This window comes from Saccharopolyspora sp. SCSIO 74807 (genome assembly GCF_037023755.1).
Classification (GTDB): domain Bacteria; phylum Actinomycetota; class Actinomycetes; order Mycobacteriales; family Pseudonocardiaceae; genus Saccharopolyspora_C; species Saccharopolyspora_C galaxeae.
In genome coordinates this window covers 4533097-4552047 of sequence record NZ_CP146100.1, presented here as the reverse complement: position 1 = coordinate 4552047, position 18951 = coordinate 4533097, and the positions used below count along the sequence as shown (strand labels likewise).

Here is an 18951-nt window from a genome sequence, read left to right as displayed (position 1 = left end):
AGTGTCGTGAACCTGCGCTGGATCTGCATCCACGTGATCGGTCACTGCGCGCACGCCGACCTCATCCGGGAGCGCATCGACGGCCGCACCGGGGATCACCACGGCACGGAGCTGCCGTCCCAGGAGAAGAACCGGCCCGTGGGGCCGTCCGCCGGCAGCCAAGCCAGCCGAACCGCCTCCGGCGCGACCTCCGCGGGGTCCCCGTCGGAACCGGCCGCCCTGGCGTTCAGGTCGGTCGCCCGCAGTCCCGGGGCGAGCGCGTTGACCTTGAACCCCTCCCCCGCCAGCGCCTGCGCGTAGAAGACGGTCAGCGCGTTGAGCGCGGCCTTCGAGGAGCGGTACGCAGCCCCGCCGCCCCCGCTGACGCTGAACCCGTGATCGGGGTCGGTGCTCCAGGCCAACGATCCGGTCCCGCTGGAGATGTTGACGATGCGCGGCTGCGGCGACCGGCGCAGCGCGGGCAGGAAGGCGTTGGTGACGGCGAGGACGCCGTGCACGTTCGTCTCGTAGGTCCGCCGGAACTCCTCGATCCCGGTCTCCTGCGGCGGCGCGAGCGACGGCGCTATCCCCGCGTTGTTGACCAGCACGTCCAGCCGGTCGAGTTGCGCCGCGGCCCGGCCGATCGCGTCGCCGTCGGTCACGTCCAGCACCAGCGGGCGGGCTCCGCGGCCGATCTCCTCCGCGGCGCGCCGTCCGCGCTCGGCGTCCCGGGAGCCGACGTGCACCGCGCAGCCCTGCTGAGCGAGCAACCGGGCGATTTCCTTGCCGATGCCCTTGTTGGCACCGGTGACGAGTGCTGTGCGATCGTTCATGCCCCGAGGGTTCCCCGGCAGCGAGCAGCCTGCCAGGGACGAGTCGTACCAGGGAGATCAGCTATGCCCCGGCGGGAACTGGCCCGCTTCCTGCGCGCCCGCCGCGAGCGGCTGCGCCCGCAGGAGTTCGGTCTGCCCGCGGTCGCGGACCGGCGGACACCCGGGCTGCGGCGCGAAGAGGTCGCCGAGCTCGCGCACATCTCGGTCGACCACTACGTCCGGCTGGAGCAGGCGCGCGGCTCCCGCCCGTCGGCGCGCGTGCTCGATGCGCTGGCGCATTCGCTGCGGCTGACGCAGGCCGAACGCAGCCACCTGTTCCGGCTCGCCGGTATGAGCGCGCCGCCCGGCAGCAGCGCCGCGCGGCAGGTCCGTCCGCACGTGGCGCAGCTGCTGCGGCGGCTGCCGGAGACCGCCGCGATCGTCACCGACGCCGGTTACGGGGTCGTCAGCTGGAACCCGCTGGCGCGGGAACTGCTCGGCGGAGATCCCGGCGGTGCTGCGAACCTGGCCCGGCGCCGCTTCCTCGGCGGCGGACGGCTGCACGAGAGTTCCGGCTCAGCGGAGTTCGGCGACATCGTGGTCGCCCGGCTGCGCCGGGCGGCGGACCGCTACCCGCACGACCCGTCCCTCGCCGCACTGCTGGCCGAGCTCGACGCGGGAAGCGAGGAGTTCCGGCGCATCTGGGAGACCCGCCCGGTGCACGCTCCCGGGCACCGGACCAAGATCGTCGACCACCCGGTGGCGGGTGAGCTGCGGTTGAACTGCGACGTGCTGCTCGTTCCCGAAGACGATCAGGAAGTCGTGCTGATCACGGCCGATCCCGGTTCGCGTTCGGCGCGGCGGCTGCGCGGTCTGGCATCGCGAGCTGCGTGAACCGCCCTGGGGTGGTTCGCGAGCGGCGACCAGCCGCTCCGCGAAACCGCCTCACCGGCCGGTTCCGGACAGTTCGAGCTCCTCGAGGCTGCGGTTCGTCGTCTCCCGCACGCACAAGACCGTGAACACGATTGCCACTGCCGCGAACCCGGCGAAGATCCCGAACACCGCGCCGGCGCCGAACACCAGCAGCACCGGGAACAGCTGCGAGACCGCGAGGTTCGCGGACCAGTTCACGAACGAACCCGCGCCGACGCCGACCGAGCGCACTCGCAGCGGGAACTGCTCGGGCAGCAGCACCCACATCAACGGGCCCCAGCTCAGCGAGTACGCGACCTTGAACACCGCCAGGCACAGCAGCGCACCGACCGATCCGGCGAGGCTTTCCAGCAGCGCGAAGCCGAACAGCACCGCCAGCACCGCCATGCTCAGCAGCATCACCGCGCCGCCGGCCAGCAGCAGGCGGCGTCGCCCGAACCGGTCCACCACCCGCACCGTCACCAGTGTGGTCACAATGGACAGTGCGCCGAGTCCGACGCTGTTGAGCAGCGAGGCGCTGTCGCCGAAACCGGCCGCGTGCAGGATCGTCGGCGCGTAGTAGACGATCGTGTTGATCCCGATGAGCTGCTGCAACAGCGCGAGCCCGACCGCGATCAGCAGCGGCTTGCGCATCGCGGGTGCGAACAGCTCGCGCCACCGTCCCGCGCGTTGTTCGCTCTTGCCGGATTCGACCGCGCGCTGCACGTCGGCGACGACCTCGTCGGCCTCGGCCGGGCCGAGCTGGCGGGCCAGCACCCTGCGTGCCTCGTCGATGCGGCCGCGCGAGACCAGCCAGCGCGGCGTTTCCGGTGAGCGCCAGACGCCGTAGAGCAGCAGCGCCGAGGGCAGCAGGGCGATGCCGACCATCCAGCGCCAGGCCGCCCACGGCGAGAGCAGGAAGCTCGCCAGGTACGCCGCGAAGATGCCGATCGCGATCATCAGCTGGTTCAGCGTGGCGATGCCGCCGCGGTTGCGCGTCGGCGCCAGTTCCGAGAGGTACGTCGGTACCACCACCGAGGCGATTCCCACCGCCAGTCCGCCCAGCACGCGCGCGCCGACCAGGACACCGACGTTCGGCGCGAAGGCCATGCCGAGCGCGGCGACGCCGAAGACCACCGCCGCCACCTGCAGCACGCCGCGCCGCCCCCAGCGCTCGGCCAAGCTGCCCGCGACGATGCTGCCCGCGATGGCGCCCAGCATCAGCGAGCTGACCACCAGCCCTTGCAGCCAGGGCGACAGATTCATCTCCCGCTTGATGAACAGCAGCGCGCCCGCTGCGATGCCCTGGTCGTACCCGGCGAGGATGCCGCCGAAGGCGCCGAAGAAGAACACCGAGCGCGCCGCGGCGCCGGACGAACTCGCGGAAGTGCTTGGGGAGGCCGACATTCCGTCATCTCCGCTCCGGGCAGGCGGGTGGGTTGCGAGGCAGCTTCGCAGCGGCCCCGAATTCCGTCAATGCTCCGTCAGAACCAGTGCGCATTAATGACGAGCCGTTGTCGTAATTCGCGCCGCCGGAGTAAGCTGCGCTGCCATGAGCGATGCCGCCACCCCGCCCACCGCGCTGCACCGGTTGCGCCAGAGCAACGCGGAGCGGGTGCTGGACTGCCTGCGCAGGCACGGGCGACTGAGCCGGGCGGAGATCGCCGAGCACAGCGGACTTTCCCGCACCACGCTGTCGACCATCCTCAGTGGACTCCTGCGGCGCGGTACCGTCGTGCAGGAGGAAGGGCGACCGCAGAACCGGCGCGGCCGCCCGACCGCGCTGCTGACGCTGAACCCGTCCGCCGGGCAGTACGCCGGAGTGGAACTCGGACGCCACCGGCTGCGCATGGTGATCGCCGACGCCGCGCACCAGGTGCAGGCTCGGGAGGAACTTCCCTACGGTGCGGCGCGCAGCGCGGGCGCGCGGCTGGCGCTGGCCGAACGCTCGCTGCGGGACCTGGCGGCTCGGCACGGCATCACGCTGGAGGCGCTGACCGGCATCGGCGTGGGCTCCACCGGCCCGGGTGAGGCCGTTTCCGCCCCCGCGAGCGGACTCGCGGAAAGCGTCCGGGCCGGACGCGCGCGAGTCGCCGACCGGCTCGCGCGGGCGTTCGGGGTGCGGGTCGACGCGGACAACAACTCCCGGCTCACCGCGCTGGCCGAAGCGACCCGCTCCGGCGCGGGCGGGGATCTGCTCTACGTGCACTTCTCGCACGGCGTCGGGGGCGGCCTGATCATCGGCGGGCAACTGGTGCGCGGAGTCGGTGGCGTGGCCGCCGAGGTCGGGCACCTGTGCGTAGATCCCGGCGGTGCGGCCTGCTGGTGCGGCGGGCACGGCTGCCTGGAGCTGCACGCCTCGGTTCCCGCGCTGCTGCGCACGACCGGGCACCGGAATTGGGCGGTGCTGCGCGACGCGCTCGAACGGGGGCGCGCAGCGGAGCAGGAGGCGGTGCGCGCGGCAGGTGCGCACGCGGGCAATGCGCTCGCCGCGATGTGCACGGCGGTGAACCCGGGTCGCATCGTGCTGGGCGGCGAACTCGCCGATCTCGGCGAGGCTTTTCAGCGCCCGTTGCGGGACGCCCTCGCCGGTCGCGGCATGCGGGCGCTGCGCCGGATCGACATCAGCACGTCGAGCGTCGCGCCTTGGGGCGGCGCGCTGGGCGGGCTGGCGCTGGCACTGCGCGAATCCCCGCTGCTGGCGCGCTACCCGGTGCCCGCGGACGCCGGCGGCGACCCCGATGCGGCCGCCGGAGCGCAGTGACCATTGCGGACCCATCGACCGTCCACTGCGGACCAACGATCGTCCGGACAGGAACCGATCGTCCGGCAAGGAACCAACGACCGCGAGGAGCCGGCGTGCCGCGCAACATGCTGTTCTTGATGACCGACCAGCACCGCACCGACACCTTGGGCTGCTACGGCAACCCGCGGGCGCACACCCCGAACCTGGACGCGCTGGCAGCCGACGGCACCCGGTTCGGCAACTTCTTCACCCCCACCGCGATCTGCACGCCCGCCCGCGCGAGCCTGCTGACCGGCTACGCGCCGTTCCGGCACAAGCTGCTGGCCAACTACGAGCGCAACGTGGGCTACCTGGAGGACCTCTCCCCCGGCCAGTTCACCTTCGCCGAACGGCTCGCCGAGCGCGGCTACAACCTGGGGCTGCTGGGCAAGTGGCACGGCGGGGTGCAGCGCTCGGCGGCGGACTACGGTTTCCAGGGGCCGGACCTGCAAGGCTGGCACAACCCCGTGGACCACCCGGACTACCTGTCCTATTTGGACGAGCACGGGCTCCCGCTCTACTCGATCCGCGACGAGGTGCGCGGCACCGCGCCCAACGGCAACCCCGGCAACCTGCTGGCCGCGCGGCTGGACCAGCCGGTGGAGGCGACGTTCGAGCACTACCTGGCGACCCGGACGATCGAGATGCTGCAGCGGTTCGCAGCCGCGGAGTCCCACGACGGCACACCGTTCTTCCTGGCCACGCACTTCTTCGGCCCGCACCTGCCGTACCTGCTGCCGGACTCCTACTACGACATGTTCGACCCGGACGAGATCGAACTGCCCGCATCGGTGCAGGAGACCTTCGAGGGCAAGCCGCCGGTGCAGCGCAACTACAGCGACCACTGGGCGTTCGACACGATGCCCGCCGAGGTCAGCCGCAAGCTCATCGCCGTGTACTGGGGCTACGTGACGCTCATCGACGAGCAGATCGGGCGGATCCGGCGGGCGCTGGACGAGCTGGGCCTCGCCGAGGAGACCTCGATCTTCTTCACCGCCGACCACGGCGAGTTCACCGGCTCGCACCGGCTGCACGACAAGGGCCCGGCGATGTACGACGACATCTACCGCATTCCGGGGCTGCTGCGGGTCCCCGGCGAGCCTGCCGGGCAGGTGCGCGACGAGTTCGCCGGGCTCACCGATCTCACCGCCACCATCCTCGACCTCGCCGGCGAGGATCCCGCGCCCGCGGTCGACGGCCGCAGCCTGCTGCCGCTGGTGCGCGGCGAGGACGTGGCGTGGCGGCAGGAGCTGGTGGCCGAGTACCACGGCCACCACTTCCCGTACCCGCAGCGGATGCTGCGGGACGAGCGCTACAAGCTGGTGGTCAACCCGGAATCCCGCAACGAGCTCTACGACCTGCGCACCGATCCGGACGAGCTGCACAACCGCTACGAGCAACCGGAGCTGCGCTCGGTGCGGGACGCGATGCTGCACCGCCTCTACGTGCTGCTGCGCGAGCGCGGCGACAACTTCTACCACTGGATGACCAGCATGTACCCGGTCGGCGAGCTGGACCACGACCCCACGCTGAGTTCGTTCTGACGGGCGTGACCTTCCGCCGGGCCGGGTAAGCGGGCGGCGGGGAGGAGGCGCCGATGGTGATGGCCGAACGGACCGTGGTCGCGGGCGTCGACGGTTCCGAAGCGTCCGCCCGCGCCGCGATGTGGGCGGCCGACGACGCAGCCCGCCAGCCCGCGTCGATGCAGCTGGTGCTGGCCTACCGCGCGGCCGGGCACCAGCGGGATGCCGAGCGGCTGGTGCGCGAGCTGGCCGGTCGCTGCCGGGCCGACCAGCCGGGCCTGCACGTCGGGAACGAGGCGGTGCCGCGCGACCCGGCCGACGAGCTGCTGGAGCGGTCGGCCACGGCTTCGACGGTGGTCGTGGGCTCGCGCGGGCACGGCGCCATCCGGGACGTGCTGCTCGGTTCGGTGAGCGCGGCGGTGGCCACGCAGGCCCGCTGCCCGGTGGTCGTGGTCCGCGGACAAGTGGTATCCGGCGCCGTGGTGGTCGGCATCGGTCCGTTCAGGTCCAGCGCGCCTGCCGTGGAGTTCGCCTTCGCCGCGGCCCAGCGGCACGCGACGGAAGTCCTCGCGGTGCAGGCGATCCCGGACGCCTACCTGCTACCGGGCATCGCGCTCGACGAGCGCCGCCAAGAGGTCCAGGAGCAAGCCGAGACCCGGGTCGCCGAACTGCTCGACGACTGCGCCGGGCGCTATCCGGACGTGCCGGTCCGGCGGGTTACCACCGACCAGCACCCCGTGGAGGCGTTGTGCGAGCAGGCCCAGCACGGCCGGATGGTGGTCGTCGGGCGGCGCGAGCGGAGTTCGGCGGTCACGCGGCTCGGATCGACCGCGCTGGGCACGTTGCACCACTCGCCCTGCCCGGTCGCGGTGGTGCCGCAGGAAGTCGCGCAGTAGCGGGCGGGTGCGGTTCGGGGCGTCAGTCGGTGACGGGCGCAGGCTGCGCGGGCGGTGACTCGACGTACCGGCGAGCCGCGGCGACTGCACCGCCCGCGGCACCGGAGGTGTCCACCTCGACCGCTTCCGGCCAGTCCGCGAACCGGCTGCGCATCTCGTCGGCGACCGCCCCGGTCGCCTCCGACGGGTCGTCCCGGCGTGCGTCGATCCGCTGCCGCGCGAGGTCCGCGGGCGCAGCGCAGCGGATCTCGACGATGTCGGCGAACGTCTCGCGGGCGACCTCCCGCGCGTGCTCGCGCTCGCGTGCGCTGCTCCAGCTCGCGTCCAGCAGCACCAGTTCGCCGCGTTGCAGCAGGAGCTTCGCCCGGTGCGCCATCCGCCGATACGTCTCGTGGACCTGCGAAGGCTCGTAGCGGCCGGTGCCGTAACCGTCCGCAGGCTCTCCAGCGAGCTCGGCCCGGATCTCGTCGGTGCGCAGCAGCGAGGCGCCGAGCCGGTCGCCGAGCCCGCGCGCCAGCGTCGACTTGCCGGTCCCCGGCGGCCCGCCGACCAGCACCAGCCGCGGCCGCGCGGCCAGCAGATGCCGTTGCGCGATGCCCGCTAGCCGCGCCGCCAGCTCGGCCTGATCCGCCACGCCCTGCTCGTGGCGCAGGCACGCGACCTTCGCCCGCACGAACGCCCGGTACGCGACGTAGTGCCGTGCCAGCGAGTCGGGGAACGCCCCGCCTGCGTACTCGCCGTAGCGGGCCAGGAAGAACTCGCCGAGCCCGGCGGCCCCGAGCCGTTCCAGGTCCATCGCCAGGAACGCCGCGTCGTCGAGCCCGTCGACGTGCCGCAGCTCGTCGTCGAACTCCAGGCAGTCCAGGATCCGCGGCCCGTCGTCGAGCAAGTACACGTCGTCGGCCTGCAGGTCGCCGTGACCGTCCACGACGGCACCGCGGCGCGCTCGGTCCGCGAACAGCTCCGCGCGGCCGTCCACGTAGCGCAACGCGAGCCGTTCGATGAGCTCCAGCTGCTCGGCGTCCAGCACGTCACCGGCGAACCGGCGCGCGCCGTCGAGGTTGTCCACCCAGCGCCGCCGCAGCGCATCCTTGCCGCCGGCCGCGGAGATCCGCGGCCCGGTATCGGCGCTGCTGTGGAACGACGCCAGCGCCCTGGCCAGCCGGGTGAGCCCGGGCCGCACCTCGGCACCGGCTGCGACCAGCGAGGACAAGCTGCTGCCCGCGGGCATCCGGCGCATCACGACCATCCAGTCGCAGGTTCGCCCGTCCTCGCCGCTGATCCGCAGCAGGTCCAGGTAGACGTCCGGAGCGAGCCGCCGGTTCAGCTCCACTTCGCGGCGGCAGGCGCGCTCCCGCTCCCGCACCGAGCGGAAGTCCAGGAACCCGAAGTCGACCGGCTTCTTGACCTTGTAGGCGCGGTCGCCGCAGAACACGACCACGGCGGTGTGACTCTCGGCCAGCTCCGCCATGCCCGCTCAGGTCCCGGCCGCGCGGCGCGGACCCGGCGGCTGCGGCGACCGGGGCGGTTCGGGTGGATATGCCGCCATGACACCTCCAACGGACCTTGCCGACCACGAACGGATACCCGCACCCTGGGGATCACATGCGCGGTGGGGCTTTGGCCTCTCACCACGGGATCCGCGCGGCAGGCAGGATGGAACCGGCATCCGGAGGAGGGAGGGACCAGTGCACAGCCACGAACGGCGGGAGCTCGCCGAGATCGAGAACCGGCTCGCCCTCGATGATCCGGAGTGGTTCCGGCAGTTCTCCGGAACACCACCGGTCCGCGGGGCGCAGCGGCTGCGCATCGCGGCCGCCCTGTTCACGAGCGTGCTCGCGGTCGCCGCCGTGCTGGTCGCGGACGCGGTCGGGTTCGCGTTGTGCTCGGTGCTGGCCGCCATGCTGTTCGCCTTCCGGAGTTGGCCGATCCACTCCGATTGAGCCTTCTCCGAGCCTTTTTCCCGGCGGTGTCGGCAGCGGGGCTGCACCGGCGCGCCCGGCTCACCCCTTGCTCGTCGGTCCGCGCCACCGCGGTCCGACCACTTCCCACTCCCGCTCCCAAGCGCGGCGGGCGCGGGCGTCGGTGAGGGCCCGCACCGCCAGCAGCGCCGCCCCGCACAGCACCACACCACCCCCGGCGAGCAGCACCGCGACGCTGATCGCCGAGGCCAGCGCCCGGTCGGTGCTCAACGGCGGTTGTACGGGCCGGGCCGTCTCGTCGATCCACACCGTCACGGAGTCGCCGGCCGCACGGGGCGAGTCGACGTCGATCAGCGCGGTCCGGGTGCCGCCGCCCGGGTCCTGCCAGCCCGCCATCGCCTCGAACCGGATGTCGCGCACCTGCGGGTGGCGGGCGAGCACCCGCATCCGCGGCGGTTCGAGCAGCTGCGCGGTGACCTCCCGCCGGGTCGCGGCCTGCTCGGCGGCGTCGGCGAGCAGCCGCTGGTGCGTTCCGTGACCGATGGCGGCGGCGACCGGCAGCACTGCCAGCGCGAGCACCATGAGCCCGGCCATCAGCGCGGCCGCGCAGCGGTCGCCGCGCCGGCGCAGCGGGTTCGGCTCCCGGCTCAACGCCCGCGCGATCCACCGCAACTGCTCGGTAATCGGCCCGGTCGCCACCATGTTCACCATCTCGGCCCAAGGATCACCGCCCGCCGCGCTCGGGACAAAGAGCAGTTGTTCCCGAGCGCAGGGCTCGACCTTGGCCGCGGGCGCGCGGAAGGGCTAGGTTCCGGCGGTCGGAACACCGCGATCTTGGGGAGTGCACATGTCGTCTCGGGTCGGGATCGTCAAGCTCGCCACCGCCGCCGCGCTCGGCGCGACGCTGGCAGGCGGGGCGGGCGCCCTGGGCGCGCAGCGGACCGCCGCGCCGGAGCCGGACAACCTCGGGCAGGCGAAGCAGGCCGTGCAGGAGTACTACGGCGACCGCGAGGACGCCGCGGGCGAGCACCACGCCTCCCCCGGCAGCGCCTGGGACGTCGACACCGACCGGGAGGTGACCGACGCGCGGGCGTACCTGCAGCGCCGCCTCGCCGAAGGCGTGCCGAACCCGGCGATCGTGCTGGACGTGGACGACACCTCGGAGGTGACCTACGGCTGGGAGGCCGGGCGGGACTTCGGTTTCGACGAGGACGCGCAGCGCGAAGCCATCGAGAAGGGCGTGTTCGAGCCGATCGGGCACACCCGTGAACTGGCGCAGTGGGCCGCGGGGCACGGCGTGCGGGTCTACTTCATCACCGGCCGCGGGGAGAGCCTCCAGGACGCTTCGCTGCGCAACCTCGCCGGGGAAGGGTTCCCGAGCCCGGCCGGGGCGTTCTTCAAACCGGAGACGCACGCCCCGGACTACCTGCCGTGCGGGCTGGACTGCAGCACCGTGGAGTACAAGTCGGGCACCCGCGCGCACCTGGAATCGCAGGGCGCGCACATCTTGCTCAACATCGGCGACCAGCACAGCGACCTGCGGGGCGGGCACGCCGAGAAACCGGTGAAGCTGCCGAACCCGATGTACTACCTGCCCTGAGCGGGCGCGTGCGCGGGGTGCCGGGCCAGGTAGACGACGTCCGGTTCACCCCGCGCGACCGGGGTTTCGTGCACCGCGACCTCCCGGAAGGCGTTGCGCAGCGCCGCCTCGAACGCGGCCGACCGGTTCGCGCTCCAGAACGCGACGGCACCCGGGTCGCCGAGGCGTTCGCCGAGCCGGCCGAGCCGGGATCCGCCGTAGAGCGCGCCGTTCTCGGGCGTGGTGAGCCATTCCGGCCCGTTGTCGGTGTCCAGGCAGACCGCGTCCAGCGGCCCGTCGTCGCGGTCGAGCCATGCCGCGATGTCGCCGTGCACGATCCGGACGCGGGGATCGGCGGTGTTGCGCTCGGTGCGTTCCGGCAGGTAGGTGCGGTTCCACTCGATGACCTGGCGGTGGATCTCCACCACGATGATCTCGGCGGGAACCGGTGAGGCCACCGCCGCCGCCAACGAGAACCCGAAGCCGAGACCGCCGATGACCAAGCGCGCCCCGGGCGGCGCGACCGCGAGCACCCGCTCGACCATCGCCCGTTCCGAGCGGCCGTCGCGGGTGTCCATCAGGAACATGCCGCCGCTGATCAGCTCCAGGTCGGCGCCGCAGCGGCGCAGCACGAGCTCGCCGAGGCCGGTGCGGCTGCGTTCGAGCACCTGCGGTCGATCGTCGGGCTCGTCGTCGGTCATCCGGTCACCTCGTGCGGGTTCGGTCCACCTTCGGTTCGGGTGTGCGCCGGAGCGCGTTCACCACCAGGTTACCGCCGCGCGGGCTCGATGATCACCCGCGAATTCCGCACCGCGATCTTGCGGGCGGTCAGAACGGTCGGAGAATCTGATCACTGTTCGCACCTCCCGCTTCCCGAACTGGGATCACCGGTTCCCCCGATCGGTGTTCCGACACTGCGCGGACCTCCACACATCGCGATTAGTATCGCTTCCGGCTTGCTTTGATCGACCGATCGAATGATCGCAGTGCGCCAGTCGGAGGGATCTCATGCCGATTCCCGCGTCGCCTCGCCGCCGTGCCCGGTTCATGCCGCTGCTCGCGGCGCTGATCGGCGCGCTGGTCCTCGCAGGTTGCAGTGCCACCGCACCGCCGAAGCGGGTTCCCGCGCCTGCGCTCACGATCGAACCGGCGAACGCCGCCACCATCAACCCGCGGACTCCGATCACGGTCCGGGTCGCCGACGGCACGCTCACCGACGTCACCGTGACCAACACCGAAAAGGGCAACGCCGTGCGCGGCGAACTCAGCCCGGACGCGAAGACCTGGCGCAGCACCGAACCGCTCGGTTACGCCGCGCACTACGACGTGCTCGCGCACGCGCGCGGCGCCGACGGCAAACCGGCCGAGCAGCGCAGCGCGGTCGGCACCGTCGAGCCGGCCGAGAAGTTCGAGGCCAACCTGATCCCGTCGCCGGACGCCGTGGGAGACGACGGCATCGGCGTCGGCCAGCCGATCGTCTTCCAGTTCACCAAGCCGGTGCAGGACAAGGCCGCGATCGAGCGGACGCTGGAGGTGCACAGCGATCCGGTCCAGCCGGGAGCCTGGCACTGGATCGACGACGAGAACGTGCACTACCGCCCGAAGGAGTTCTGGAAGCCGGGCACCACGATCCACGCCCGCGCCAACGTCTACGGCGCGGATCTGGGCGGCGGCGTGCTCGGCGGCTCGGACACCGCGCACACCTACCGGGTGCACGACGCGATGATCGCCAGGGCGGACGGGAAGTCCAACCAGATGCAGATCTTCCGCAACGGCGCGCTGATCAACACGATGCCGATCTCGATGGGCAAGAAGTCCTCGCCGACGCACGCGGGCACGCACGTCGTCTCGGAGAAGCGCGAAAGCATGATCATGGACTCGTGCACCTACGGGGTGTGCGACAAGAGCGATCCGGACTACTACCGGATGCGCGAGCGCTGGTCGGTGCGGGTGTCCAACAGCGGCGAGTTCGTGCACGAGAACCCGGCGAGCGTGGGCAGCCAGGGCAGCTCGAACGTCTCGCACGGCTGCATCAACCTCAACGGCGAGAACGCCCGGTGGTTCTTCCGCAACTTCGGGTACGGCGACGTGGTCGAGGTGACCAATTCCGGCGGGCCGGAGCTGCCGGTGTGGGACCGCTACGGCGACTGGTCGATGGACTGGCAGCAGTGGCAGCAGGGCAGCGCGCTGAAGTAGCGCGGAGCCGTGCAGACTTTCCTGCCTTACTCGGACTTCGCGGCGAGCGCGCGGGTGCTCGACCGGCGCAGGCTCGGCAAGCAGCGGGTGGAGGCGTTGCAGGTGCTGCGCGCCTTGACCGTCTCCGGCTACGGCTGGCGACGGCACCCGGCGGTGCTGATGTGGTGCGGCTACGAAGAAGCGCTGACCTGCTACGGGCTCGTGGTGTGCGGGGTGTGGCAGGCCGGCGGCCGCGGTGACACCTGCGAGCCGAGCCTGCGCGCGGACTTCGCGGTCGCCACGGACCGCGATGCGGTCCGCACGCAGGCCGAACTCGGCAAGGCCGGTGAGCTGCCGCCGTGGCTCGGCCGGGCCGAGCTGCATCGCAGTCACCGATCCGCGCTGCTGCGCAAAGATCCCGAGCACTACGGCCGGTACTTCTCCGACGCCGATCCCGAGCTGCCCTACCTGTGGCCGTCCTCGGACCGCCCGGAACGGCCCGAGGAGCAGCGGGTCGCTCGGTGATCCGGGCGCCGTCTCGTCGGTTGGGAAGCTTGGCACCGCGCCCGCCGCACGGCCTACAGTGATCCGATCCGGCGATTTCCTTGGCACGATGGCGTTTTCCCGGGAGGGAGGCTGCGATGCGCGCGGCCGCGGGTTTCCGCGCCGTCCGGCGGCGCCACGTCGACCTGCTGCGGGTGATCAGCGCGCGGTGTCCGGGCGCACCCGACACCGCCACGTTCCCGCAAGCAGGAGAGGAATTCCCATGCCCGGCACACACCTCGCCGTCGCGCTCGACGGCGCGGGCTGGCACCCGGCGGCTTGGCGCGATCCGAGCGCCACGCCGGAAAAGCTGTTCACCGCGCCCTACTGGGCCGCGCTGGCCCGCACCGCGGAGCGCGGGCTGCTCGATTTCGTCTCCGTCGAGGACGGTCTCGGCTTGCAGTCCGAGGACCACCTCGAGCCCGGTGACCGGCGCACCGACCGGGTCCGCGGCAGGCTCGACGCGCAACTGATCGCTTCGTTCCTCGCGCCGCTGACCTCGCGGATCGGGCTGGTTCCGACGGTGACGAGCACGCACACCGAGCCGTTCCACGTGGCCTCGGCGATCTCCACGCTCGATCACGACAGCCTCGGCCGCGGCGGCTGGCGGGTGCAGACCTCGGCCCGCGCCGACGAGGCCGCGCACTTCGGGCGGCGCAGCCTGCCGCCGATCCGCCGCGACGCGCTCGATTCGCCCGCGGTGCAGGAGGCCATTGCGGACCTGTTCGCCGAGGCCGCCGACGCGGTCGAGGTGGTGCGGCGGCTCTGGGACAGCTGGGAGGACGACGCGGAGATCCGCGACGCGGCCACGAACCGCTTCCTGGACCGGGAAAAGCTGCACCACATCGACTTCGCCGGCCGGTTCTTCTCGGTGCGCGGGCCGGGGATCGTGCCGCGGCCGCCGCAGGGCCAGCCGCTGGTGGTCGCGCTCGCGCACCGCGAACTCGCCTACGAGTTCGCCGCGCGCTCGGCCGACGTCGTGTTCGTGACTCCGCAGGAAACCGCCGACATCGCGGGAATCCTGTCCGAAGTGCGCGCGGCGGAGCGAAAGGTCGGCCGCGACGGGGAACCGCTGCGGGTGCTGGCGGACGTGGTGGTCGCGCTCGACGCCGACGCCCCGGCCGCGCGGCGGCGGCTGGCGCGGCTCGACGAACTCGCCGGTGAGCCGTTGCGCTCGGACGCCGCGGTGTTCTCCGGCGATGCTCCGCAACTGGCGGATCTGCTGGAGGAATGGCGAATCGCGGGCATCGAAGGTTTCCGCCTGCGCCCCGCGTTGCTGCCGATCGACCTCGACGCGATCGTCGACCGGCTCGTGCCGGAGCTGCACCGGCGCGGGAGCTTCCGCACCGGCTACGGCGCGGAGACCCTGCGCGAACGCTTCGGCCTGCCCCGGCAGTCCAGCCGCTACGCCGTGGAGGTGGCGTGATGAGCAAGCAGATCATCCTGGGCGCGTACTTCCCGGGCGTCAACCACGACACGGTGTGGAGCGATCCGGCTTCCGGCAGCCACATCGACTTCGAGTCCTACGCGCACTGGGCCGAAACGGCCGAGCGCGGCAAGCTGGACCTGCTGTTCCTGGCCGAGGGGCTGCGGTTGCGCACCCGCGGCGGACAGGTCTTCGACCAGGACGTGGTGGGACGGCCGGACACGTTCACGGTGCTGTCCTCGCTGGCCGCGATCACCGAGCACATCGGACTCGCGGGCACCATCAACTCGACGTTCAACGAGCCCTACGAGCTGGCGCGCAAGTTCGCCACGCTGGACCTGCTCTCCGGCGGCCGGGCCGCGTGGAACGTGGTGACCAGCTTCGACGCCGACACCGGGGAGAACTTCCGGCGCGGCGGGTTCCTGCACCGCTCGCAGCGCTACGAGCGGGCCGGGGAAACGCTCGAAGCGGTGCGCAGGCTGTGGGACTCGTGGGGTCCGGAGGCCGTGGTCGCCGACCGGGACGCGGGGCGGTTCCTGCGCGACGAGCACGTGGGCGACTTCGAGTTCCGCGGCGAGCAGTTCGACATCGCCGGGCGGTTCTCCACTCCCCGCCCGCCGCAGGGTCATCCGGTCATCTTGCAGGCCGGGGAGTCGCCTGCCGGGCGGGATTTCGCCGCCCAGCACTCGGATGCGATCTTCTCGCGGTACCAGGAGTTCGACCAGGCGCGCGAGTTCTACGCCGACGTCAAGGCTCGGGTCGCCAAGGCGGGCCGGGAGCCTTCGCAGGTCAAGATCCTGCCATCGGCGGGCGTCATCCTCGGCGACACCGCAGCCGAAGCCCGCGACCGGCACGCCGATGTGCGCAGCCGCCAGGTCGACCCGTTCACCGCGATCGTGCTGGCCGAGACGATCTGGAACCGGGACCTGTCCGAGTTCGACCCGGACGGCCCGGTGCCGGATGTGGATCCGACGCCGGAAGCTCCCAAGTGGATTCGCGGCCGCGCACCGCTGTCGCAGGATCCGCAGGCCACCGCCGAGTCTTGGCGCGCGCTCGGCAAGGCCGAAGGATTGTCCCTGCGGGAGGTCGTCACGAAGGTCTTCGACCGCGCGGTGTTCGTCGGCACGCCCGATCACGTCGCCACCGAGATCGACCGCTACGTGCAGGCCGACGCGGTGGACGGTTTCATCCTCAGCTCGCACGTCAGCCCGTCCGGGCTGGACGAGGTCGTGGACCGCGTGGTCCCGCTGCTGCAGGAGCGCGGTGTGTTCCGCACCGAATACACCGGCACGACGCTGCGGGAGAACCTGGGCGCCGGCGCCCCCGGTCGGGTGGAGTGAGCGGTTCGCTTGGAGTGAACGGAACTTTCGCCCAATCTATTGGGACCAACGGTCCGTTCACTCCTTGAGTCCGCGCGGGTTCCGGCTAGGGGTGACCGGCCGGTGCCCTTGGGGGAGGGATCGGAGTGCAGGCACCGGCCGGTCGGTCCGCGCGGAGTCGGGGATACCGCCGCGCGGGGTCACCGCCTCCGGGGGTGAGGCGGAGTCGAGGTGGGGCTTCGCGTCGACGTGAATTCGGCCGCGGCAGCGCGCTGATGTTCAGGGCGCTGACGTTCCGGGCGCCACCGTTCCGGGCGTCCCGTTCAGGGCACCGCCGTTCAGGGCGTCCGCGTTCGGCCGGGCCGCGGGTCGCCCGGGTTTTCGCGCGCTAGCTCGGCTTCGGCCGCCGCGCACAGCGAGCGGCCCAGTTCGCCCGCCGCGGGCTCGGTACGCCGAAGATGAACGGGACCGCGCACGTAGTGGCCGCAGAGACATCGCAGGGATCCGAAAGCACACCGGACGACACAATGCCATTCCGCGTCTCGCGGTCCGGTGGCCCAAGCGCGCGGCTCGACGGGTGCGGCGGCACCGGGCCGTGCGAAATCCCCGCCATGGAGCACGATTTCTTCGCCCTCGCACACGTTGCGCACCGCCGTTCCGCAACACCGATCGATCCGCGCATCAACCGTCCACACAGGACTCTTCCGGAGTCGGCGCAGACCTCCCGATCCGCGCTTGCGCCGAACGCGACAGCGGCCCAGTAGTTCACGCACGCATCCCTCCCAGCTCATGCCGCCTGGCGACCTAGACTGTGACCTGACAACCGGTACGTGTGGCACGCTACATCCACTTGTAGCGTGCTTCCATGCCCCGGACGGATGAACGAGGTTGGGTTTCGATGGCGAACGCACGACAACTACGGCTCGCGCAGATCCTTCGTGAGTTTCGCGAAGGCGCTGGATTCGACCAGGTCGAAGTCGCTAAGCGTGCTCGGGTCAGCCGGAGTTCGATCGGCCACTACGAGTCTGCCGAGCGCTGCCCAGGGCGTGACACGCTGGATCGGCTGCTCGATGTGTACGAAGTGGACGAAAAAACGCGAAGCCGAATCCAGCAGCTGCGGGCGGACAGCCACAAGACCGGCTGGTGGACGCTGCATAGCTTGCCGGAGTGGTTCACGCCGTACGTCGGATTCGAAGCTGACGCCGTCGAAGCATTCAACTTCGAGACGACTTTCGTTCCCGGACTGCTGCAAACACGCGATTACGCCCGGGTCGTCCACGAAACGACCAGAACTCCGCTGGATCCGGATACCGTAGAGGATCAAGTGGAAGCGCGCATTCGTCGACAGTCCCGGCTGAGCCAAAAAGATCCTCTGATCCTCCAGGCCGTGGTCGCCGAAGAAGCGCTGATCAGGCCGATGGGAACCGATGCCATCATGGCCGAACAGCTGCAACACCTCCTCGACCTCTCCAACCGGGGCAACATCCACTTGCGAGTTTTGCCGATCAGCGCGGGCGGCAGCGGAGTGATGCAGTGCGGTTTCATGGTGCTCAGGTTCAACGACCACGCCGATATCGCATTCGTTGACACACCCTTGAGCGGCAGCGTCATCGATGCACCACAGCAGACAGCTGAACTCGCGCGGACGTTTTCACATCTGCAATCATTCTCACTATCCGATACCGATAGTCGTTCTGCACTGACTACACTCGCTGCGAAGTATGAACAAGCTTAGCCACAGGAGTTCATCATGGTGTACACGTGGAAGAAATCTTCCCGCAGCGCGCCGTCCTCGCAGTGCATCGAAACCTCCGCTGCCGCGCGGGGAGCAGCCGTCCGCGACAGCAAGCTCGGCGATCGGTCTCCCTTACTGCACCTGAGCACGAGTCAGTACGCGAGCTTCATCGCCGCAGTGCGACGCGACCACTTCACCAGCTAAAAGCGAACTCGGGTCGCCCATCGGGGCGTCCAGGAAGCTCCCCTCGAAGTAGCACGCCACACTATTGTGCGGCGTGCTACTTTAGGTTTTTGGTGATGCGAACCAACCGGTGCGGCAGCGAGGACCGGCCCGGTTACCGAGAGGGGACGAGCATGGCCGGTCGGAACACACCCGCGATGGGAACTCCGACGACACCGCGGGCGTACGGCCTGCCGTGCATCTGGCACCACGAACCCGCGACTGATCTGACGTTCCGCTGGGGCCGCGGCGACGGTTGCATCACCGTACTGACCGGCCGCCACAACGGCCGGGAAACCGCAGCCGACGTGCTCGCCACCTTCCCCGCCCCCGCCTGCTGGCTGGAGCAGAACGAACTCACCACCCGAGCCCGCCACTGGCTCGCCCGCCGCAACGAAAGGCGTTGACACGAAGTAACTTCCGGCGATGAACAGGCTTGCGGGATCTCGTCCAGCATTGACGAGCTGGTACTCGGACGCCCGCTAAGACGCCGGGCGAGCTCATCCCACCTTGACGTAGAGCTGCATCCCGACCTGGCGGTGGTTGCCGATCGGGCACCAGAAGTCGTAGGTGCCGCGCTGCAGGGTCACGGTCAGGTCGGCGAAGCGGCCGGACTGCACCGTCGGGGTGCGGGCGTTGAGCACGCCGGGTCCGTAGATCTGCAGGGAATGCGGCGCGATTCCCGCGTTGTAGGCGCGGAACGTGTAGCGCCCCGGCGGGAGGAATTCCGGTTGCAGCAGCGCGTAGTCGACCATCCGGACCGGCACCAGCCTCGGCGGTGCGTCGGAGTGGTGCGGGTCCGGTGGAGTGGCCGCGGCAGCGCCGGAGCTGATGGTGGCCGTCAGCGCGAGCACGCCGAGCAGCACGCCCAGCGTTCTGCGAACGGTGCCGGCTTTTCCGTTGTGCGGCTTGGACATGGCGCGAACCCCCGTGGCGATCCGCGGGCGGGCGGGCGGCCCGCCCGCTGGTTTCGCGTAGCTGGCCGGTTCACGGTAAACCCGCCCGCGCGCCCGGTTCTTGCCGAATGTTCCTGTTGTGACGGGGGAAAACATACGAGCGCGGGCTGCCGCGAGAGACGCGCGAGCGTCCGTACTCAGTGGACGGAAGTTGCGCTTTCGCCGCT

19 protein-coding genes and 1 pseudogene are annotated in these 18951 nt (G+C 71.1%); 14 read left to right on the top strand and 6 right to left on the bottom strand.

Going from position 1 to position 18951, the window contains the following annotated elements; all coding sequences use genetic code 11:
* Positions 1-6 precede the first annotated feature (6 nt).
* Positions 7-93: pseudogene (locus tag V1457_RS20825) on the top strand (Mini-circle protein); the annotation flags it as partial.
* Positions 94-95: 2 nt separating this feature from the next.
* Here V1457_RS20825 and V1457_RS20820 read toward each other — a convergent pair.
* Positions 96-812 carry an SDR family oxidoreductase gene (locus V1457_RS20820; protein WP_338596187.1) on the bottom strand — a complete coding sequence of 239 codons (717 nt, stop codon included), beginning with the start codon at positions 810-812 and terminating at the stop codon, positions 96-98.
* 63 nt (positions 813-875) lie between these two features.
* Here V1457_RS20820 and V1457_RS20815 point away from each other — a divergent pair, with 63 nt between their 5' ends.
* A complete protein-coding gene (locus V1457_RS20815; protein WP_338596186.1) occupies positions 876-1685 on the top strand; it encodes a helix-turn-helix transcriptional regulator in 810 nt (269 codons plus the stop codon).
* A gap of 51 nt (positions 1686-1736) precedes the next feature.
* Here V1457_RS20815 and V1457_RS20810 read toward each other — a convergent pair whose 3' ends face one another.
* Entirely contained in the window at positions 1737-3110 is a 1374-nt protein-coding gene (locus tag V1457_RS20810) for a sugar porter family MFS transporter (RefSeq protein ID WP_295142800.1), read from the bottom strand.
* Positions 3111-3255: 145 nt separating this feature from the next.
* Here V1457_RS20810 and V1457_RS20805 point away from each other — a divergent pair, with 145 nt between their 5' ends.
* The 3 genes from V1457_RS20805 (at position 3256) to V1457_RS20795 (ending at position 6907) form a co-directional block, all read left to right on the top strand.
* Complete coding sequence (locus tag V1457_RS20805) at positions 3256-4467, top strand: ROK family transcriptional regulator (RefSeq protein WP_338596185.1); 1212 nt, start codon at positions 3256-3258, stop codon at positions 4465-4467.
* Positions 4468-4562: 95 nt separating this feature from the next.
* Positions 4563-6032, top strand: coding sequence for a sulfatase-like hydrolase/transferase (locus V1457_RS20800; protein WP_338596184.1), 1470 nt, complete (start codon positions 4563-4565; stop codon positions 6030-6032).
* Positions 6033-6085: 53 nt separating this feature from the next.
* Positions 6086-6907, top strand: a complete 822-nt coding sequence (locus V1457_RS20795; protein WP_338596183.1) for a universal stress protein — start codon at positions 6086-6088, stop codon at positions 6905-6907.
* A 22-nt stretch (positions 6908-6929) separates the two neighbouring features.
* Here the strand turns inward: V1457_RS20795 and V1457_RS20790 are convergent, their stop codons facing one another.
* Positions 6930-8378 carry an AAA family ATPase gene (locus tag V1457_RS20790; RefSeq protein ID WP_338596182.1) on the bottom strand — a complete coding sequence of 483 codons (1449 nt, stop codon included), beginning with the start codon at positions 8376-8378 and terminating at the stop codon, positions 6930-6932.
* Between the two features lie 217 nt (positions 8379-8595).
* Between V1457_RS20790 and V1457_RS20785 the strand changes: the two genes are divergently transcribed.
* Positions 8596-8850 carry a DUF3040 domain-containing protein gene (locus V1457_RS20785; protein ID WP_200070559.1) on the top strand — a complete coding sequence of 85 codons (255 nt, stop codon included), beginning with the start codon at positions 8596-8598 and terminating at the stop codon, positions 8848-8850.
* Between the two features lie 60 nt (positions 8851-8910).
* On the opposite strand, the gene V1457_RS20780 is transcribed toward V1457_RS20785, so the two are convergent.
* A complete protein-coding gene (locus V1457_RS20780; protein ID WP_200070560.1) occupies positions 8911-9540 on the bottom strand; it encodes a hypothetical protein in 630 nt (209 codons plus the stop codon).
* 136 nt (positions 9541-9676) lie between these two features.
* Between V1457_RS20780 and V1457_RS20775 the strand changes: the two genes are divergently transcribed.
* Positions 9677-10429 carry an HAD family acid phosphatase gene (locus V1457_RS20775; protein WP_338596181.1) on the top strand — a complete coding sequence of 251 codons (753 nt, stop codon included), beginning with the start codon at positions 9677-9679 and terminating at the stop codon, positions 10427-10429.
* On the opposite strand, the gene V1457_RS20770 is transcribed toward V1457_RS20775, so the two are convergent.
* Positions 10417-11109 carry a spermidine synthase gene (locus V1457_RS20770; protein WP_338596180.1) on the bottom strand — a complete coding sequence of 231 codons (693 nt, stop codon included), beginning with the start codon at positions 11107-11109 and terminating at the stop codon, positions 10417-10419. The two genes, V1457_RS20775 and V1457_RS20770, sit on opposite strands and share 13 nt — an antisense overlap.
* A gap of 307 nt (positions 11110-11416) precedes the next feature.
* Between V1457_RS20770 and V1457_RS20765 the strand changes: the two genes are divergently transcribed.
* The 7 genes from V1457_RS20765 (at position 11417) to V1457_RS20735 (ending at position 18235) form a co-directional block, all read left to right on the top strand.
* A complete protein-coding gene (locus V1457_RS20765) occupies positions 11417-12604 on the top strand; it encodes an Ig-like domain-containing protein (RefSeq protein WP_338596179.1) in 1188 nt (395 codons plus the stop codon).
* Positions 12605-12613: 9 nt separating this feature from the next.
* Complete coding sequence (locus tag V1457_RS20760) at positions 12614-13108, top strand: MSMEG_6728 family protein (RefSeq protein ID WP_338596178.1); 495 nt, start codon at positions 12614-12616, stop codon at positions 13106-13108.
* Positions 13109-13349: 241 nt separating this feature from the next.
* Entirely contained in the window at positions 13350-14552 is a 1203-nt protein-coding gene (locus tag V1457_RS20755; protein WP_338596177.1) for an LLM class flavin-dependent oxidoreductase, read from the top strand.
* The gene (locus tag V1457_RS20750; protein ID WP_338596176.1) at positions 14552-15892 is read left to right on the top strand and encodes an NtaA/DmoA family FMN-dependent monooxygenase; all 1341 of its coding nucleotides are present in this window, start codon (positions 14552-14554) and stop codon (positions 15890-15892) included. Before V1457_RS20755 ends, V1457_RS20750 begins: the two co-directional genes overlap by 1 nt.
* Positions 15893-16769: 877 nt before the next feature.
* Positions 16770-17606 carry a helix-turn-helix transcriptional regulator gene (locus V1457_RS20745; protein ID WP_338596175.1) on the top strand — a complete coding sequence of 279 codons (837 nt, stop codon included), beginning with the start codon at positions 16770-16772 and terminating at the stop codon, positions 17604-17606.
* Between the two features lie 15 nt (positions 17607-17621).
* Positions 17622-17810, top strand: a complete 189-nt coding sequence (locus V1457_RS20740; RefSeq protein WP_338596174.1) for a DUF397 domain-containing protein — start codon at positions 17622-17624, stop codon at positions 17808-17810.
* A 152-nt stretch (positions 17811-17962) separates the two neighbouring features.
* Positions 17963-18235 (top strand): hypothetical protein, encoded by a 273-nt coding sequence (locus V1457_RS20735; protein ID WP_338596173.1) that lies wholly within the window; start codon positions 17963-17965, stop codon positions 18233-18235.
* A 93-nt stretch (positions 18236-18328) separates the two neighbouring features.
* On the opposite strand, the gene V1457_RS20730 is transcribed toward V1457_RS20735, so the two are convergent.
* Positions 18329-18745 carry a hypothetical protein gene (locus V1457_RS20730; RefSeq protein WP_200070568.1) on the bottom strand — a complete coding sequence of 139 codons (417 nt, stop codon included), beginning with the start codon at positions 18743-18745 and terminating at the stop codon, positions 18329-18331.
* Positions 18746-18951 lie beyond the last annotated feature (206 nt).

Bases quoted from the DNA above. Each gene is read 5' to 3' on its own strand.
- V1457_RS20730 (WP_200070568.1), bottom strand. From the start codon at position 18,745: ATGTCCAAGCCGCACAACGGAAAAGCCGGCACCGTTCGCAGAACGCTG.
- V1457_RS20765 (WP_338596179.1), top strand. From the start codon at position 11,417: ATGCCGATTCCCGCGTCGCCTCGCCGCCGTGCCCGGTTCATGCCGCTG.
- V1457_RS20790 (WP_338596182.1), bottom strand. From the start codon at position 8,378: ATGGCGGAGCTGGCCGAGAGTCACACCGCCGTGGTCGTGTTCTGCGGC.
- V1457_RS20770 (WP_338596180.1), bottom strand. From the start codon at position 11,109: ATGACCGACGACGAGCCCGACGATCGACCGCAGGTGCTCGAACGCAGC.
- V1457_RS20775 (WP_338596181.1), top strand. From the start codon at position 9,677: ATGTCGTCTCGGGTCGGGATCGTCAAGCTCGCCACCGCCGCCGCGCTC.
- V1457_RS20795 (WP_338596183.1), top strand. From the start codon at position 6,086: ATGGTGATGGCCGAACGGACCGTGGTCGCGGGCGTCGACGGTTCCGAA.
- V1457_RS20740 (WP_338596174.1), top strand. From the start codon at position 17,622: ATGGTGTACACGTGGAAGAAATCTTCCCGCAGCGCGCCGTCCTCGCAG.
- V1457_RS20755 (WP_338596177.1), top strand. From the start codon at position 13,350: ATGCCCGGCACACACCTCGCCGTCGCGCTCGACGGCGCGGGCTGGCAC.
- V1457_RS20735 (WP_338596173.1), top strand. From the start codon at position 17,963: ATGGCCGGTCGGAACACACCCGCGATGGGAACTCCGACGACACCGCGG.
- V1457_RS20820 (WP_338596187.1), bottom strand. From the start codon at position 812: ATGAACGATCGCACAGCACTCGTCACCGGTGCCAACAAGGGCATCGGC.
- V1457_RS20750 (WP_338596176.1), top strand. From the start codon at position 14,552: ATGAGCAAGCAGATCATCCTGGGCGCGTACTTCCCGGGCGTCAACCAC.
- V1457_RS20810 (WP_295142800.1), bottom strand. From the start codon at position 3,110: ATGTCGGCCTCCCCAAGCACTTCCGCGAGTTCGTCCGGCGCCGCGGCG.
- V1457_RS20815 (WP_338596186.1), top strand. From the start codon at position 876: ATGCCCCGGCGGGAACTGGCCCGCTTCCTGCGCGCCCGCCGCGAGCGG.
- V1457_RS20745 (WP_338596175.1), top strand. From the start codon at position 16,770: ATGGCGAACGCACGACAACTACGGCTCGCGCAGATCCTTCGTGAGTTT.
- V1457_RS20805 (WP_338596185.1), top strand. From the start codon at position 3,256: ATGAGCGATGCCGCCACCCCGCCCACCGCGCTGCACCGGTTGCGCCAG.
- V1457_RS20780 (WP_200070560.1), bottom strand. From the start codon at position 9,540: ATGGTGAACATGGTGGCGACCGGGCCGATTACCGAGCAGTTGCGGTGG.